Annotated in this window: 16 protein-coding genes; 5 read left to right on the forward strand and 11 right to left on the reverse strand. The window is 68.0% G+C overall.

The genetic code is table 11. From position 1 onward, the window contains the following. Position 1: 1 nt before the first annotated feature. From AB0M15_RS12635 to glnA, 8 genes are all read right to left on the reverse strand, one after another. Positions 2 to 433, reverse strand: a complete 432-nt coding sequence (locus tag AB0M15_RS12635; protein WP_363816959.1) for a beta-propeller fold lactonase family protein — start codon at positions 431 to 433, stop codon at positions 2 to 4. After that, positions 403 to 1,098 carry a beta-propeller fold lactonase family protein gene (locus AB0M15_RS12640; protein ID WP_363816961.1) on the reverse strand — a complete coding sequence of 232 codons (696 nt, stop codon included), beginning with the start codon at positions 1,096 to 1,098 and terminating at the stop codon, positions 403 to 405. The genes AB0M15_RS12635 and AB0M15_RS12640 overlap by 31 nt, the downstream gene beginning before the upstream one ends. Further along, a complete protein-coding gene (locus AB0M15_RS12645; protein ID WP_363816963.1) occupies positions 1,095 to 2,330 on the reverse strand; it encodes a cytochrome P450 in 1,236 nt (411 codons plus the stop codon). Before AB0M15_RS12645 ends, AB0M15_RS12640 begins: the two co-directional genes overlap by 4 nt. A 50-nt stretch (positions 2,331 to 2,380) precedes the next feature. Continuing rightward, the gene (locus tag AB0M15_RS12650; protein WP_363816965.1) at positions 2,381 to 4,237 is read right to left on the reverse strand and encodes a Na+/H+ antiporter NhaA; all 1,857 of its coding nucleotides are present in this window, start codon (positions 4,235 to 4,237) and stop codon (positions 2,381 to 2,383) included. Continuing rightward, positions 4,234 to 4,656, reverse strand: coding sequence for a VOC family protein (locus AB0M15_RS12655; protein WP_363816967.1), 423 nt, complete (start codon positions 4,654 to 4,656; stop codon positions 4,234 to 4,236). The genes AB0M15_RS12650 and AB0M15_RS12655 overlap by 4 nt, the downstream gene beginning before the upstream one ends. Beyond that, complete coding sequence (locus AB0M15_RS12660) at positions 4,656 to 6,323, reverse strand: MOSC and FAD-binding oxidoreductase domain-containing protein (protein ID WP_363816968.1); 1,668 nt, start codon at positions 6,321 to 6,323, stop codon at positions 4,656 to 4,658. The genes AB0M15_RS12655 and AB0M15_RS12660 overlap by 1 nt, the downstream gene beginning before the upstream one ends. Further along, the gene (locus tag AB0M15_RS12665) at positions 6,320 to 7,177 is read right to left on the reverse strand and encodes a DUF427 domain-containing protein (protein WP_363816970.1); all 858 of its coding nucleotides are present in this window, start codon (positions 7,175 to 7,177) and stop codon (positions 6,320 to 6,322) included. The genes AB0M15_RS12660 and AB0M15_RS12665 overlap by 4 nt, the downstream gene beginning before the upstream one ends. Positions 7,178 to 7,390: 213 nt before the next feature. Further along, positions 7,391 to 8,815, reverse strand: coding sequence for a type I glutamate--ammonia ligase (gene glnA / locus AB0M15_RS12670; RefSeq protein ID WP_363816972.1), 1,425 nt, complete (start codon positions 8,813 to 8,815; stop codon positions 7,391 to 7,393). 189 nt (positions 8,816 to 9,004) lie between these two features. On the opposite strand from glnA, the gene AB0M15_RS12675 reads away from it, so the two are divergent. Next, positions 9,005 to 9,469, forward strand: coding sequence for an RDD family protein (locus tag AB0M15_RS12675; RefSeq protein WP_363816974.1), 465 nt, complete (start codon positions 9,005 to 9,007; stop codon positions 9,467 to 9,469). On the opposite strand, the gene AB0M15_RS12680 is transcribed toward AB0M15_RS12675, so the two are convergent. The 3 genes from AB0M15_RS12680 to lipA all read right to left on the reverse strand — a co-directional run bounded on the left by AB0M15_RS12680 (position 9,466) and on the right by lipA (position 12,607). Continuing rightward, positions 9,466 to 10,749: a cyclopropane-fatty-acyl-phospholipid synthase family protein gene (locus tag AB0M15_RS12680; protein WP_363816976.1), complete on the reverse strand. Its 1,284-nt coding sequence runs from the start codon at positions 10,747 to 10,749 to the stop codon at positions 9,466 to 9,468. The genes AB0M15_RS12675 and AB0M15_RS12680 overlap by 4 nt on opposite strands. 181 nt (positions 10,750 to 10,930) lie before the next feature. After that, the gene (locus AB0M15_RS12685) at positions 10,931 to 11,626 is read right to left on the reverse strand and encodes a DUF4191 domain-containing protein (RefSeq protein WP_363816978.1); all 696 of its coding nucleotides are present in this window, start codon (positions 11,624 to 11,626) and stop codon (positions 10,931 to 10,933) included. Between the two features lie 36 nt (positions 11,627 to 11,662). Then, positions 11,663 to 12,607 (reverse strand): lipoyl synthase, encoded by a 945-nt coding sequence (gene lipA / locus AB0M15_RS12690; RefSeq protein ID WP_363816980.1) that lies wholly within the window; start codon positions 12,605 to 12,607, stop codon positions 11,663 to 11,665. A gap of 61 nt (positions 12,608 to 12,668) precedes the next feature. Between lipA and AB0M15_RS12695 the strand changes: the two genes are divergently transcribed. The 4 genes from AB0M15_RS12695 to AB0M15_RS12710 all read left to right on the forward strand — a co-directional run bounded on the left by AB0M15_RS12695 (position 12,669) and on the right by AB0M15_RS12710 (position 16,947). Beyond that, the gene (locus AB0M15_RS12695; protein ID WP_363816982.1) at positions 12,669 to 14,045 is read left to right on the forward strand and encodes a sensor histidine kinase; all 1,377 of its coding nucleotides are present in this window, start codon (positions 12,669 to 12,671) and stop codon (positions 14,043 to 14,045) included. Beyond that, positions 14,042 to 14,716 (forward strand): response regulator transcription factor, encoded by a 675-nt coding sequence (locus AB0M15_RS12700; protein WP_363816983.1) that lies wholly within the window; start codon positions 14,042 to 14,044, stop codon positions 14,714 to 14,716. Before AB0M15_RS12695 ends, AB0M15_RS12700 begins: the two co-directional genes overlap by 4 nt. A gap of 129 nt (positions 14,717 to 14,845) precedes the next feature. After that, a complete protein-coding gene (locus AB0M15_RS12705) occupies positions 14,846 to 15,778 on the forward strand; it encodes an ATP-binding cassette domain-containing protein (protein WP_363816985.1) in 933 nt (310 codons plus the stop codon). Then, on the forward strand, positions 15,775 to 16,947 hold the full coding sequence (locus tag AB0M15_RS12710) for an ABC transporter permease (RefSeq protein ID WP_363816987.1): 1,173 nt from the start codon (positions 15,775 to 15,777) through the stop codon (positions 16,945 to 16,947). Before AB0M15_RS12705 ends, AB0M15_RS12710 begins: the two co-directional genes overlap by 4 nt. Positions 16,948 to 16,960: the final 13 nt, after the last annotated feature.

Raw genomic sequence — 16,960 nt, forward strand, 5'->3', positions numbered from 1 at the left:
GTCACCGCGCGAGGGTGATGCTGGTGAGGTCGGGTTGCCGGCCGCCGGTTTCGATCGGTTCGCGGGGTGGTCCGAGCAGGCCGTCGGAGGTGACCGGGAAGCTGGTGATGCTGCCGTTGCCGTCGGTGTTGAAGTTCGCGACGTACAAGGCCTTGGCGTCTGAGGAGAGGGCGATGCCTTCGGATCCGGATGAGCCTGTCGCAGCAGCGGCTGTCAGTAGTTTGAGTCCGGACGGTTCTATCGCGAAGGTCGTGACCGCACCGGCGCCTTTGCCGCCGTTGAAGTTGGCGACGTAGGCGCGTCGGCCCTTGCCGTCCACAACGATGCCGCGCGGTTCGTGCGCTCCCGCGGCGGTGTCGGCGATGCGTTCGAGCCGGCTGCCTGGCCTCAGCCGGAATAGTGTCAGCGTGTCTTCGCCGGCGTTGGTTGCCACAACCAGTTGTCCGTCGCCGCCGACAGCCGTGAAAAGGTTCCGCGGCCGCTCGCCGTCGTGGTCACGAAGGTGGGCGATCCGTCGTCGCTCAGCGCGAAACTGGAGATCGTCCCGGTGCCCGGATTGCTGGCCAGCAAGGTGCCGCCGTCGGGCGTGACCGTCACGGACGTCGTACCGTCTCCTCCGGAGTCGACGGCGGAGACCGGCTCCGGCCGCCCGTCGTCGTCGAGTTTGAGATGGGCGACCGAGCCCCGCTTCCCATTTCCGTCGTCGGCGACGTACAGGTTCCGGCCGTCAGGACTCAACGCCAGACTCGACGGGTGGACGGCCCGGCTCGCCGTCACCGTCACCGGGTCCTTGAGCTGTCCTTTCGAGCTGATCTTGTACGACGTGACCGTGCCCGATCCCCAGTCGGCGACATAGAGCCGGCGGTTGTCCCGCGACCGGATCGAGCCCTGCGGGTTCGCCGTCTTCTTGGCCACTCTGGTCAGCCGCGGCTTCCCGTCCAGTGAGCCGTCGGCCCGGAGATGGAAAGCCGAGATGTCGCTCGACGACCAGTTCGTCACCAGCAGGTCCTTCGCGTCGTGCTGCGAAGCGGCCGTGCAACTGCTGCTCGCCAGCGCAGTGACAGCGACGACCAACACACGTCGCCGAGATCTGGTCACGATCTCCCCTCGGCCAGGACGACCGGTAGCGTCTGATGACCGTTGCCCATGATGCTGGGCAACGGAAGAAGGTCCGCCTCGGGAACCGCCAATCGCATCCGTGGGAATCGTTCGAACAACCGGGACAGCGCAACGGACGCTTCGGCACGCGCCAGCGGTGCGCCGAGACAGAAGTGCACGCCGTGCCCGAAAGCGACGTGCCGCTTGTCGGCGCGAGTGAGGTCGAACGCCCCCGCCGAGTCGCCGTGTGTCCTGGGGTTGTTGCTAGCGGCCCCGTACGACGCCAGGATCGCGTCACCCTTACGGATCACCGCACCCTTCGGCAGCGCGATGTCCTCGACGGCGTAGCGCATCGGGAGGTGGCTGACCGGTGCCGCGTAGCGCAGCGTCTCCTCCACCACGTCGGACCAGTCCGCCTGACCCGTCAGCACCCGGTCCAGCTGCTCAGGACGGGTGAGCAGCGCGCAGATCGCCGAATCCAGCAGATTGATCGTCGTCTCGTAGCCGGCCGCGACGACCAGCAAGAGGGTGTCGATCAACTCCTCTTCGGTCAAGGCCGATCCGTCGCCTTCGTCGTCACGAGCCGCGATCAGCACGCTGGTCAGATCGTCCGCCGGCTGCGCGCGCTTCAGGCTCACCAGCTCGTGCAGCATCCGGTAGACGTCGTGCGTACTACGGACAGCGTCTTCTGGGCTGGACGTCGTGTTCCAGATGCTGTCGATGGTCGTCCGGAACCCGAGCCGCATCCTGGCCGGAATCCCCAGCAGATCGCTGATCGCCCGGACCGGAAGGTGGGCCGCGAAGGCTTCCCGCAGATCGATGGTCTCCTCTTCGCGATCGGCGATCACATCCAGCAGCAACTCGGTGTTGCGCACGATTGAGGGCATGAGTCGCGCGGTCCTCCGGGCCGAGAACGCCGGCGCGACGAGGCGGCGCAGACGCCGATGGTCATCGCCGTACGCGGTGAACATGTTGTTCACGGCCACTTGCAGGTACAACGGCCACTTGCCGACGATCTCGCCGTCGATGAAGCGGGGCCAGTGCTGCCGTGGATCCTTGGACACCCGGTCGTCAGTCAGAAGTGCGGTCAGTAAACCTTGGTCGGCAACCGCCCAGGCGCGCTCACCCAAGATGTCGACGAGCACGGGCCCGTCCGCCGCGTGCAGCGTCAGCTCCTCCTCAGGTCGCCGGGCGCCGGTCGGGTCGAGCACAAGAGCATCCTGATGATCCACGAACTGTTCCTCTCGCAGGTGCGGGTGAATCCGGCGTTGGCGCGGTGGCTTCAATCGACGGTGAGCAACGTCTGCCGGATGGCTCCGCTGAGGGTGGGCAGATCCTGGGGGCCGTCGTGGCGATGGTTGTTGATGAAGAACGTCGGGGTGCCCGCCACACCGCTGCGGTCGGCCGAGTCGACGTCCTGGGCGATTCGGGTCGCGAAATCCGGACCGGTCAGGTCGGACCGGAAGCTGTCCAGGTCGAGTCCGAGCTGCTGCGCGTAGTCCAGCAGGGCGTCGAGGTCGAGCCGGTCCTGGTTGGCGAGGAGCAGGTCGTGCATGGGCCAGAACTTTCCCTGCCGGCCGGCGGCCTCGGCTGCCTGGGCCGCCAGTTGTGCGTGCGGGTGCACGTCGTGCAGTGGCAGATGCCGCCAGACGTAGCGGATCTGCTGGTTGGCAGCGATCAGCTCCCGAGCGGTCGGTGCCGCCATCTGGGTCCACGGGCATTCGAAGTCGCCGTACTCGACCACCGTCACGACAGCGTCCGCCGGGCCACGGATGTGGTCGCGGGACGGGTCCACCGGGTACGCGAGATCACTCGGCCGTTGGCCCGTCCCGAGCAGGGCGCGGGCCCGGGTCCGGGCCGGTAGCAGAGCGATCAATCGGTAGAAGATCAGCGTGATCGCTCCCGCGACGAAGGCAGCGGCCAGGACGCCGGCCTTGGCCTGCTTCAGCGTCTCGCCCGTGAAGGCCAGATCGGCGATCAGCAACGAGACCGTGAACGGCATCCCCGCGATCGTGCCGGCGCCGACCACACCGGCCCAGCCGACCGACGGCCGCAGCGACCCGTGGCTGGTCCGGGTCAGCAGCCAGGAGGTGGTGGCGACCGCGACCGGCTTGCCGACGACGTACGCCAGGAAGATGCCGACGCCGACCCGCGAGAACGTGAGCACGCTCGAGTCGATCGCGATCCCGGCGTTGGCCAGCGCGAACAACGGCACGATCACGAAGCTCGTCATCCGGTGGTACGTGTGCTGCAGTCGCGCGTTGGCCGACAGGGATCCGGCCAGCTCGCGGGTGGCTGCGCGGGCCAGCTCCGGAGTCGGCTGTTCGCGGAACAGCCGGACCGAAGTGGTCGCTTGCTCGAGCGCGTCCCGTCGCGGCACGTACGCCGAGGTGGCCAGTCCGACCACGAGTCCGGCGACCACCGGATCGATGCCACTGGCAAGCAGGGTGCACCAGAGCAGGACAGCCAGAATGGTGAAGACGGGTCGGCGGGAGGCGTAGGGCAAGCGCGTGCTGGCGAGCACACCGGCGTACACGACGACCGCGGCGAGCAGCGCAACCACTTGCACCTGGCTGGTGTAGGCGACCGCGATCACGATCAGGGCCACCAAGTCGTCGACGACGAAGACTGTCAGCAGGAAGGTACGGATGCGGTCGGGTACTTGGTCGCCGGCGATCGCGAGGACGCCGAGTGCCAGCGCGGTGTCGGTCGACATCGCGATCGCCCACCCGTGCAGCCCGGCGCCGGAGTGGTTGAACGCCAGGTAGATCAGCACCGGGGCGGCCATACCCGCGATCCCGGCCGCGACCGGCAGGATGAGCCGGCGACGCTCGCGCAGCTCGCCGAGGTCGAACTCGCGGCGCGCCTCCAGACCGACGACGAGGAAGAACAACGTCATCAGTCCGCTGTTCACCCAGGTCCGCAGGTCCAGGTCGGCAGCGACCGTGCCGATCCGGATCGGCAGTTCGGTGGTCCAGAAGTCTTCGTACCCGGTAGCTGTCACGTTGGCCCAGACCAGCGCGAGTCCGATGGCGGCAGCCAGCGCGGCGGCTCCGGCGGCCTCGGTGTGGAGGAAGGCGCGGAGCGGGCTGGTCGCGGGACCTGCCGTCGACATCCCGCTGGGGTCGAGAGTCGTCATTCGCTCCGGATCTCCTGCAGGATCCAACTGTTGCCGTCCGGGTCGACGAGGTCAGCCATGCTCGTGTACGAGCGGCCCTCGGGGTCCCGGCCCGGTTCGAAGCCGCCGGCCCAGGTGTCCACCGGCGACTTGTGGCGGAGCTCACCGACTTCGATGCCTCGGGCAAGCAATTCCTGCCGGGCGGCCGGCAGGTCTGACACGACCAGGTAGTTGGCGCGGGCAGAGCCGGGCGCAGCGTCGGTCAGACCGTCACCGAACTGGATCGAGCAGGCCGAGCCGGGCGGCGTGACCTGGACGACGCGGAAGCCGTCGCGGGGGTGGTAGTCGACGTCTACCGCGAAGCCGAGTGAGCTGTAGAAGGCCAGCGAGGCGTCGACATCGCTGACGGGGAGGGTGACGACTTCGAGTTTGTAATCCATCACATGTCCAGGACTAGATCGATAGTTGGTCGGGCACAGCAGATATAGGTCTGGCCGGTCGGTGGCGGCTGTACTGGAGTGCGGAAGTAGGTGATCTCGCCGGAGAGCAGCGGGGTGAGGCAGGTTTGGCAAACGCCGGTGCGGCAGCTCCAGCGCGTCGGTACGTCGCAGGCTTCGGCGAGTTCGAGAACGCTGCCGTCGCGCATCGGTGTGGCGATACCGCTGCGGGCGAACGTCACCAGCGGCCCAGTGCCCGGTACACCGTCCGGCAGATGCGGGGCGCGGGCCTGGTCGACGATGCCCGGATTCGTGGACGGCAGCGCACCGAACAGCTCGGTCCGGACGCGGGTGATGCCTAACGCAATGAGGGCTTTGCGCATGTCCGCCATGAACGATGCTGGTCCGCAGATGTACGCCATCGCGTCCGTCGGGAGTGCCAGCTCGGCCAACCTCTCCTGGGTGAGCCGGCCGCCTGTTGAGCTGTAGTAGATGTGCTCATGAGTCCTGGGCAGCTGCGCTAACAAATCATGCACTTCGGTAGCCAGCGGATGCTCCGCGGGTCTCCGGGCCGTACTGACCCACCAAACCTCGCGAGTGCTCCGCTCCGCCACCAACGCGGAGAGCATCGACAGCACTGGGGTAACGCCGATGCCCGCGGAGAGCAAGACCACCGGGCCGGTGCCGTCGTCCAGTACGAAGTCACCACGCGGCGCAGCCACCTCCAGTACGGCGCCCTTCATGACGCGGCTCGTCAGGAAGCCGCTGCCGACCCCGTGTGGCTCGTGCTTCACGCTGATCCGGTAGCTGCCGGTACTCGGCGAGGACGACAGCGAGTAGCTCCGTACCGGGACAGGCTGACCCGCATCCGGCAGCCGGAAGGTCAAGTACTGACCTGCTTGCGCCGCAGGCAGCTGTCCGCCGTCGGCGGAGGCCAGGTAGACCGAGAACACGTTGCCGCCCTCGGCCACCACGTCAGTGACCTCCAGCTGCCGGAAGCCGTCCCACGCAGGCTTGATCGCTGCATCGGCCAGCAGGTCCTGGAACGACCCCCGCCACCCTGGGCTGAGTGCCGGGATGTCCAGCGCTGCCCGAAGCTTCGCCTGGTCCTTGTCCGGCAGGTAGAGCAGCGCATCCGTATCGGCCACACTCAATGCGCCTGGCCCGGTAGAGGTCTTGACGATCGGGTCACCTGCCGCCACTTCGCCCTCGATGATGACGCGGCAGTAGAACCCCGGCCGGTGGTGGCTGACGAGCAGCGCCGGTAGTTCGGGCTCGCCCATCCGCAGACCCACGCGGTAGCAGGTGACCCGCGGTTGCGTCACCTCCAGCACTGCATCGCCGATCTGGTACCGGTCGCCGATGCACACCTCGTCGTCGGCCAAGCCGTCCACGGTCAGGTTCTCGCCGAACTGGCCGTAGACGAAGTCGTCCCGCTTGAAGTGCTTCGCCCAGTACCGGTACGAGTCGAGCTGGTAGACCAGCACGGCCCGCTGCTCACCACCGTGCCCGGCCTTGTCGCCCTGCCCGTCCCCGTCGAGGTTCAGCCGCCGCACCATCACCGGCCCGTCGACAGGGGCCTTCCAGACGCCCGTGTAGACAGTCTTTCCGTTCCACTCGAGGTTTTTCGGCAGGCCGACGTTCACCGACAGCACCGTCGGTGTGCTCATCCGGACAGCTCCTCGACGGACAGGTCGCGGTCGACACCGTGCGAGATGACTCCCTGACCGGGCTCCGGCTCGAGTCGCTTGCCGTCCAGCTCGACCTCGACCTTGTCCGCTTCGAAGGAGACCATCCCGGAGATCCGGCGTACCTCGGTCCAGGCCTCCTGGTACGACCAGGCCGCGTGCCCCGCCGCACCGATGTCGTAGTAGCTGCACAGGCCCTTGTAGGGACAGAACGTCTGGCCCTCGACCGGCGTCAGCGCGTCGTGCTCCACGTCCTCGCGCGGTACGTACCAGCGCGGAGCGAACCCGGATTCGAACAACACCAGCGGCCGGGACGAGTCCGCCACCACCCGCTCGCCGTCGCGGACGACCAGATGCCGGCTCGTCTGCCGGATGTCGATCCGGTGGTACGCGTCCGCCGCGTGCCCGACGATCCGCTCGTCCTCCTCGAAGAACGCGTCCATCGCCCGCCACGCGAACGCGACGCGTCCCTTCAGGTCACTCGCGTAGTCCGGCAACTCGGTGTGCTGCCAGGCCGACCGTCGCTTCGACGTCTCACCGGCCCGCACGGTGAACCAGGCCGTCGCGCCCAGGTCCTTGTGCTGCGTCGTGCGCGCCTCGGCCTCCAGTACGTCGGCAACCACATCCGCCAACGGGAAGTACGCCACCGGATACCGCGCCGGCTCGTGCAGCAGGACGACGTCCTCACTGTCCGCGATCCAGCTGTCACCGAGTCGTACCCGCATCCGCCGGCGCAACGGCTCAGCGAACAGCAGCCGCTCGGGCAGGTCACCCGGTACGAGGAACCGCCCGATCGCGCCGGTCGCCAACGGCCCTTGTTGCCATGCCAATCCCATCGCCGTACTTCCTCTCGCTGAGTTCCGCATGCATATGGAACACGAACGAGCCGGGCGGCCGCATCCGCCAGTGGCTAGCCAGGCGGGACAAGTCGTCCGCCGGAGGTCAACGGCGACGCAAAACGGCGGCTGACGATGAGCAACGTCGAGAGGACGTTTGCTCAGGTCAGCCGCCGTTCAGCGGACTATCTGCAGGTCAGGGACCTGCGTCGATCACACGTCGTAGTAGAGCTCGAACTCGTGCGGGTGGGGGCGGAGGGCGATCGGGGCGATCTCGTTCTCGCGCTTGAAGTCGATCCAGGTCTCGATCAGGTCGCCGGTGAAGACGTCACCCTCGAGCAGGAACTCGTGGTCGGCCTCTAGCGAGTCGATCACGGCCGGCAGCGAGGTGGGGACCTGCGCGACCGAGGAGTGCTCCTCCGGTGGCAGCTCGTACAGGTCCTTGTCGATCGGGTCCGCGGGCTCGATCTTGTTGCGGATGCCGTCGATGCCGGCCAGCAGCTGGGCCGAGAAGGCCAGGTACGGGTTGGACGACGGGTCGGGGCAGCGGAACTCGATCCGCTTGGCCTTCGGGTTGGAGCCGGTGATCGGGATCCGGATGCAGGCCGAGCGGTTGCGCTGCGAGTAGACCAGGTTGACCGGCGCCTCGAAGCCCGGCACCAGGCGGTGATACGAGTTCACCGTCGGGTTGGTGAAGGCGAGCAGCGACGGCGCGTGCTTGAGGATGCCGCCGATGTACCAGCGGGCGATGTCGGACAGGCCGCCGTAGCCGGACTCGTCGTAGAACAGCGGGTCGCCGTTGCTCCACAGCGACTGGTGGCAGTGCATGCCCGAGCCGTTGTCGCCGAAGATCGGCTTCGGCATGAAGGTCGCGGTCTTGCCGGCCTCCCAGGCGGTGTTCTTGACGATGTACTTGAACTTCATCAGGTCGTCGGCCGCGGTGAGCAGCGTGTCGAAGCGGTAGTTGATCTCCGCCTGACCGGCCGTGCCGACCTCGTGGTGGGCGCGCTCGACGGTCAGCCCGCTGGTCTCGAGGTGCTTGGTGATGTCGTTGCGCAGGTCGGCGAAGTGGTCGACCGGCGGCGCGGGGAAGTACCCACCCTTGTACCGGACCTTGTAGCCGCGGTTGCCACCCTCCTCGACCCGGCCGGTGTTCCAGGCGCCGGCGACCGAGTCGATGTGGTAGTAGCTCTCGTTCTGCTTGGTCTCGAACCGCACGTCGTCGAAGACGTAGAACTCGGCCTCGGGCGCGAAGAAGGCGGTGTCGGCGATGCCGGTCGACTTCAGGTACTCCTGCGCCTTGCGGGCGATGTTGCGCGGGTCGCGGCTGTAGGCCTCACCCGTCAGCGGGTCGTGGACGAAGAAGTTGATGATGAGCGTCTTGTCCGCACGGAACGGGTCGAGATACGCCGTGGTCGGGTCGGGCAGCAGGGACATGTCCGACTCGTGGATCTGCTGGAAGCCCCGGATCGACGAACCGTCGAACTGGAGGCCGTCTTCGAAGACCTCCGGACCGAAGGACCCGACCGGGACGGTGAAGTGCTGCATGATGCCCGGCAGGTCACAGAACCGGACATCGATGAACACGACGCCCTCGTCCTTGACGTAGGCGAGCAGCTCCTCAGCGCTGGAAAACATACATACTCCTCGGGGTGGCTCAGAGATTCATCTGAACGTAGGCCCTGCCGATTACTCGGCCGTGACCCCAGTGTTTCGCGGATGTTACGCCCAGCGTGTCCGCGCTGACCCACTGGTGTGGGCGGGTAGGGGAGTGAGATCCCGGACCGCCTCTCCGGTACGCCGTGTCGACGCACTAGCCTCGTCATCATGGCATCATCTGCGCAATCCGGGGCAGGACCCACCGGTGATTTCCGATATCCGGGCAATCGGCTCGGCCTGCCGGAGTCCGGCCAGGGCTCCGTCGCGGGCTGGGGCCGCCGCCTCGCCGCCCTGCTCGCCGACTGGCTGGTGGCGGCCCTGATCGCCTCCGCGGTGGTCGGCAAACCCATCTGGGCCGGCGGCAACGACTTCAACACCGCCCAGCTGGTGATCTTCTTCGCCATGTCAGCGATCCTGGTCGGCCTGGCCGGCTCCACCATCGGCCACCGCCTGCTCGGCCTGCGAGTCATCCGCACCAAGCCGGGCGGCGAGGGCTACGCCGCCCAGGTAGGCCTCCTGGGCGGTGCCCTCCGCACTCTGCTGCTCTGCCTGTTCATCCCGGCGGTCGTCTTCGACAAAGACCACCGAGGCCTCCACGACCTGGCCGCCGGCACCGTCGTCGTACGGCGTTAGCCGAAGCGCTTGGTCAGCAGGATCTGTACATCGTCGAGGTAGCCGGCGCGGAACCCGGCTTCCGAGTACGCGAGGTAGAACTCCCACATGCGGCGGAAGGTCGCGTCGAAGCCCAGGTCGGCGATGGCGGGCCAGTGCTCGATGAAGCGGTTGCGCCAGATGCGGAGGGTGCGGGCGTAGTCCATGCCCATGTGCCGCAGCACCTCGGTCTGCAGGCCGGTGTGCTGGGCCGTGACCTGCTCGATCACGTCGACGGACGGAATCAGGCCGCCTGGGAAGATGTACTTCTGCACCCAGGTGAAGGTGTTGCGGGTGGCGAGCATCCGGTCGTGCGGCATCACGATCGCCTGGATGACCGCCTTGCCGCCCGGTGCGAGTCGCCGCTCGATCGCGTCGAAGTACACCGGCCAGTACTTCTCGCCGACCGCCTCGATCATCTCGACGCTGAGGACCGCGTCGAAGACACCGATCTGGTCGCGGTAGTCACGCAGCGCGACCTGGACGCGGTCGCTCACGCCCGCGTCGGCGATCCGGCGCTGGGCGAGCAGTGCCTGCTGCGAGGCGATTGTGATTGCTGTCACCCAGGCGCCGCGCTGGGCAGCGCGGATCGCCAGGCTCGCCCAGCCGCAGCCGATGTCGAGCACCCGGGATCCGGAGACCACGCCGGCCGCGTCGAGGATCGCGTCGAGCTTGCGCAGCTGGGCGTTGGAGAGTTCGTCGTACGACGCCGTCGCCAGGTCCGACTCGGGTTGCTGATCGAACAGTGCCGCGGAGTAGGTCAGCGACGGATCGAGGAACTCGCTGAACATCGCGTTGCTCAGGTCGTAGTGGCGGCTGATGTTCTCCCGCGCGCCGGCCCGGTCGTTCTCCTGGTCACCCGGCTGCGACCGCGTCACCAGCCAGCGCAGCGACTGTGCCCACTTCGGCAGCAGATGCCGGTCCTGCTCGGAACTGAACCGCTGCGCGAACGGCAGCAGCAGGTCGGCCAGGTCGGTGCCCGGCTCCGGATCCCAGTCGCCCGCCAGGTACGCCTCGCCGAAGCCGGAGCCCGCGTCGTGGCCGAGCCGGTCGAGGAACGGGCCGGTGCGGTGCACCTGCATGGCCGGGCCGCCCAGGCCGTAGCTGCGGTTGTCGAGCGTGATGGTGGCGGGCAAGTCCCGCGCGATGAAGCGCAGGGCGGCGTGCGCGCCGGCCCGGCGTACCGGGTTGGAGCGCGGGGCCGCCAGGGACGGCCACGTCTCCACCGCCGGCTCGTGCACCGCGGTGAATAGATCGGTCATCTGTCCCTACCCCTGGTTTCTCATCCCGGCCCTGGTCGCACCCTAAGGCCGATCACCGGCTTCAGGGCGCGACACGAGGCACAAGAAAGTCCTCACGCCATGCAAACGGCGATCGGAGGTGTTCCGTTACGCCCTCCGGCGGGAACTGACCAACGAGGAGCGTGTCGATCGACGGGTGCGGTCAGCGGCCCTTCATGGCCTGGCGGGCGCCCTTCATGCTGGTCGGCAGCGGGCCCTTCGGCATCGGAACCTGCGGCCGGACGGCGTCGAGCGCCTTCAGCCGCTGGAGCAGATCGGTGATCTCGGACGGCTGCAGCGCCTGCGGGAGCTTCATCACATGCTTGGTCAGCTTGCGGATGTCGATCTCGCCCTCGCCCTTGCCGGCCACCACCTGGATCACCGGTGCGCCACCGGCGACCCGCTGGTGCTTCTTGCCCTCGGCGGCGAGCAGGTTCTTCACCCGGCTCGGCTGGCCCTCGCCGACCAGCACGATGCCCGGCCGGCCGACCACCCGGTGCACGATGTCGGCGTTCTTGGTGACCGCCACGGCCGGCGTCACGTTCCAGCCGCGGCGCAGCGTCTGCAGCGCCGAGGCGGCCGCACCGGCCTGGCCCTCGATCTGGCTGTACGCCGCCTTCTCGACCCGGCGGCCGAAGATGATCGTGGCGGCCAGGAAGCCGAGCGCGACGCCCAGCGGGATCCAGACCAGCAGCGGGCCGACCAGGATGCCGACCACGACGAACACCGCGACGACGGCCAGGAAGATCCCGGCCAGGATCAGCCCGATCCGTGGGTCGGACTTCTTGGTCAGCTGGTACGCCGACCTGATCTGCTTGAGCCGGCCGGTCTTCTCTTCGGGTGCGTCGTTCTTGGCCATCTCTACCTTTGTCCGTGTGTTCTTGTGCGGTCTGTCCTAAGCATCCTGGGTGGCGGAGGTCATCCGCGACTCCACAGCCTGACGGTACAGCCGACCGGCCCGGTACGACGAACGCACCAGCGGACCCGACATGACTCCGGCGAAGCCGATCTCCTCGGCCTCCTCCTGCATCTCGACGAACTCCTCCGGCCGGACCCAGCGCTCGACCGGGTGGTGCCGCACCGAGGGACGCAGGTACTGCGTGATGGTGATGATCTCGCAGCCGGCGTCGTGCAGGTCGGTCAGCGCCTGGCTGACCTCCTCGCGGGTCTCGCCCATGCCGAGGATCAGGTTGGACTTGGTGACGAGGCCGTAGTCGCGGGCCTGGGTGATCACGTCGAGCGACCGCTCGTAGCGGAAGCCCGGCCGGATCCGGCGGAAGATCCGCGGCACCGTCTCGACGTTGTGCGCGAACACCTCCGGGCGGGACGAGAACACCTCGGCCAACTGCTCCGGTACGGCGTTGAAGTCCGGCGCGAGCATCTCGACGCCGGTCCCGGGGTTGAGCGCGTGGATCTGGCGGATCGTCTCGGCGTACAGCCAGGCGCCGCCGTCCTCCAGGTCGTCCCGCGCGACGCCGGTCACGGTCGCATAGCGCAGGCCCATCTTGACGACGGACTCGGCGACCCGGCGCGGCTCGTCGCGGTCCAGGTCCTGCGGCTTGCCGGTGTCGATCTGGCAGAAGTCGCAGCGCCGGGTGCACTGGTCGCCACCGATCAGGAAGGTCGCTTCACGGTCTTCCCAACACTCGAAGATGTTGGGACAGCCGGCTTCCTGGCAGACCGTGTGGAGCTCTTCGGATTTCACCAGTTTCTGCAGCTTCTGGTACTCCGGGCCCATCTTGGCGCGCGTCTTGATCCACTCGGGTTTGCGCTCGATCGGGGTCTCCGCGTTGCGCACTTCGAGCCTGAGCAGCTTCCGTCCTTCTGGGGCGATCGTCACGCCCACCAGAGTACGCGGCGCTCCGACACGCCCGGCGCCCCCACCCGTAGGCTGGGCAACCATGTCCACCTCGCAGCCCGTACTGCGCTCCGCCACGGCGGAGGCCCAGGAGCAGCCTGTGACGAACACCACCGAGTGGCAGCGGCCCGGGCCGACCCGGAGTCAGCTCCGGCAGGACGTGTTCCTCGGGCTCGGGATGGCCGTGGCCGGTGTCATCGGCACCGACCTGGCCCGGAGTACTTCGGGGTTCCCGGTCAACATGGGTTTCGGTGGGGTTGGCGCATACCTGCTGAGCGCGGCGGTGGCGCTGCCACTGTGCCTGCGACGGCGGTACCCGCTGTCCGTGCTGGTCGTCGTCTCGGTGCTGTTCTTCGTCAACGGCGAGTGGAACACCTTCGCCTTCGCGGGCAACCTGGTCACCCAGGCGACCCAGTTCATGGCGATCTACGCGGCCGTCGCCTGGGCCCGGGACCGGCGCCGGATGAAGGTGACGATGATCGTCGTCTTCGCGGGCATGTTCGGCTGGCTGGCCTGGGGCTTCGTGCGAGCACTGAACGACGACTCGATCAAGGGGCCGGGTGGCGGCGTGCTCTCGCCGTACGTGTCCTTCGTGCTGATGAACTTCGCGCTGAACGTCCTCTACTTCTTCGGCGCGTACTTCTGGGGCCGGACCGCCTGGGGCGTCGCCCGGCAGCGGCACGAGCTCGAGCAGCAGGCCGTCGAGCTGGCCGCCCAGCAGCAGGCGAACGCGCGCCGGGCGGTGATCGACGAGCGGCTACGGATCTCGCGGGAGCTGCACGATGTGGTCGCGCACCACATCAGCAGCATCGGCGTCCAGGCCGGTGGCGCGCGCCGGGTGATGGACTCCGACCCGGAGGCGGCGAAGAACGCGCTGAGTGTGATCGAGAACTCCAGCCGGACCGCGGTCAACGAGATGCGCCAGTTGCTGGGCATGCTGCGCGCCGCCGATCCGGACCTCGACGACGATCTCGGCGGCGACCTCGCGGTATCGGCCGGGAAGGCTCCGCAGGCCGGTGCGGACCGGCTACCCGCGCTGGTCTCGACGGCGAACGGGGAGGGGTTGTCGGTCGGCTTCCACCAGATCGGCCAGCCGGTGAAGCTGCCGGAGACCGTCTCGGTGTCGGTCTACCGGATCGCGCAAGAGGCGCTGACGAACGTCCGGCGGCACTCGACCGCCCGGAGCGCGCACGTCACGCTGCGCTATCTCGCCGACACCGCGGTCGAGGTCGAGGTGATCGACGACGGCCGCCCCAAGCACGCGCCGGTCGGCAGCCGGCTCGGCCACGTCGGCATCCGTGAGAGGGTCAGCCTGCTCGGCGGCGAGAGTGAGATCGGCCCCCGTCCGGTGGGCGGCTTCCGCGTCCGCGCCCGGATCCCGCTGCAGCCCACCATCCCTGAAGGAGAACCCAAAGCATGAGTGAGGCCGGTACGCCGATGCGCGTCCTGCTCGTCGACGACCAGGACCTCGTCCGGGCAGGCTTCCGGATGATCCTCTCCGTCGAGCCCGACATCCAGGTGGTGGGGGAGGCCTCCGACGGCGAGAAGGCGGTCGAGCTCGCGCTGGAACTGCGCCCCGACGTCGTCCTGATGGACGTCCAGATGCCCGGCCTCGACGGCATCGCCGCGACACAGCGGATCGTCTCCGCCGACGCCGGCAAGGTGATCATCCTGACCACCTTCGACCGCGACGACTACCTCTTCGAGTCGCTCGGCGCAGGCGCCAGCGGCTTCCTCCTGAAGAACACCGCCCCCGAGGACCTGGTCGAAGCCATCCAGGTAGTCCACTCCGGCCACGCCCTCCTGGCCCCCGAGGTCACCCGCCGCGTCATCAAGCGCTTCACCGGCGGCGGCGAACGCGTCTACCGCCCCGACCTCGTCGCCGACCTCACCGAGCGCGAACGCGAAGTCCTCGGCCTGATCGCCCGCGGCCTCACCAACACCGAGATAGCCACCTCCCTCTTCGTCGGCGAGGCCACGGTCAAAACCCACGTCTCCCGAGTCCTCCTCAAACTAGGCCTCCGCGACCGCGTCCAAGCAGTCGTCTTCGCCTACGAATGCGGCCTCGTAGTACCGGGCGACGAACACTGAGAGTCAGACCTGCGGGATGGGCGGTCCCCCCTGCGGATGACGCCGGTGATCACACTGCGGGGCGACGTACTGCGGGCGGCGGCTGGATAGCGTGGTGGCTACTCCTGGTGATGGGAGTGGATCGGGTGGATGCCCGGTTCAGGGGGCCGGAGTAGTAGAGGAACGGTGAACGGGATGCTGAGCGTGGCTGGGTTGACCCGGCGGTTCGGTGAGCACCTCGCGCTGGATGACGTGAGCTTCGACGTACTACCGGGTCGGATGACCGGGTTCGTCGGGGCGAACGGGGCCGGCAAGACGACGACGATGCGGATCATCCTGGGGGTGCTGGCGCCCACTGGTGGCGCGGTGACCTGGAATGGGCAGCCGTTGTCGGCCGAGGTGCGGCGCGACTTCGGGTACATGCCCGAGGAGCGTGGGTTGTACCCGAAGATGAAGATCCGTGAGCAGCTGATCTTCTTCGGCCGGCTGCACGGACTCGGGTCGCGAGCCGGCGAGCGGGCCGACAAACTGCTGTTCCGGCTCGGGCTGAGCGAGCGTGCGGGGGACACCCTGGAGACGCTCTCCCTGGGCAACCAGCAGCGGGTGCAGATCGCTGCCGCATTGATCCACGAGCCGATCGCCCTGGTGATGGACGAGCCGTTCAGCGGCCTCGACCCGCTGGCCGTCGACGCGATGGTGGACCTGCTGCGCGAAGAGGTCACCCCGGAGGTACCGGTGCTGTTCTCCAGTCATCAGCTGGAGCTGGTCGAGCGGTTGTGCGACGACCTGGTGGTGCTGTCCCGCGGCAAGGTGGTTGCCGCCGGCCCCGTTTCCGAACTGGCTGCCGGGCCGACTACGACGTACCGGCTGGTCGTCGGGGGGGATGCGGGGTGGCTGCGCGACGTACCGGGGATCAAGGTGCGGGACGTGGCCGGTGCGGCGGCGCTGTTCGACGTCGGCTCGGACGACGATGGGGGCCTTGTGCAACAAGTTCTGCAGCAGGCGATGAGCCGTGGGCCGGTACTGGAGTTCGGGCCCGAACGGCAGGCCCTCAGCGACGTCTTCCGGGAGGCGACCCGATGAACAACGACACCCTGCGGCACCCGTGGCAGCTGGTGGCCCAGCGCGAGATCAGTACCAAGCTCCGCGACAAGACCTTCCTCGGCTCGACGGCGTTCATGCTGATCGTCGTACTGGCCGCGACCATCGTGCCGGCGCTGCTCTCGGGGATGGGCGGCAAGGACAAGATCGCCGTCCTCGACGATTCCGGCGCCAAGATCGTCGCCGTCGCGGACGCCATCAAGGGCGGCGACAGCTACGAAGCCACCCGTACTGCGGACGTCGCGTCGGCCGAGCAACTCGTGAAGGACGGTGACGTGAAGGCGGCGTTGCTGCCGGGCAAGGACGGGTTCGAGGTACTAGGGAAGCAGCGCGTCGACAGCGAGCTGCAGGACAACCTGCGGGAAGCGGCCGTCAACCTCGGGATGGAGGCGAACGCTCAGCGAGTCGGCATGACGCCCGAGCAACTGCGGGCGGGAACCCAGGTGCAGGAGCGGCTGCTCGATCCTGGGCCGTTGCCCGAGGTCGTGGCCGGCTTCGTCAACATCGGGCTGGCGCTGATCTTCTACATCACCGCGCTGAGCTTCGGGATGATGATCGCGCAGAGCGTCGTACAGGAGAAGGAGAGCCGGGTGGTCGAGATCCTGGCCGCCGCGATCCCGATCCGGGCGCTGCTGTGGGGCAAGGTGATCGGCAACACGGTGCTCGCGCTGGGGCAGATCGTGGTGATCGCGGTCGCGTCGCTGATCGGGCTGATCGTGACCGACCAGGCCGACATCCTCAAGGTGATCGCGCCGGTCGCGGGCTGGTTCGTGGTGTTCTTCGTCCTGGGATTCGTCGCCCTGGCCGGGCTCTGGGCGGTGGCCGGGTCGCTGGCCACCCGGCAGGAGGATCTCGGCTCGACGACGTTGCCGGGGCAGATGAGCTTGATGATCCCGTTCTTCTTCTCGGCTTTCGCCGGCGCCGAGGCCAAGACCGTTGCCTCGTTCATCCCGATCGCGTCGTCGATGTCGATGCCGGGGCGGATGCTGACCGAGCACGTGCCGCTGTGGCAGCCGCTGGCCGCGATCGCGATCCTGGTGGTGACGACCGTGCTGATCATCCGGCTCGGGGCGCGGCTGTACGAGCGGACGCTGCTGCAGACCGGGCGGAAACTCGGTTACCGAGAGGCGATCTCGCTCAAGGCGTCATGACCTATCGTGATAG

It is taken from the genome of Kribbella sp. NPDC051718 (assembly GCF_040681515.1).
Lineage (GTDB): Bacteria > Actinomycetota > Actinomycetes > Propionibacteriales > Kribbellaceae > Kribbella.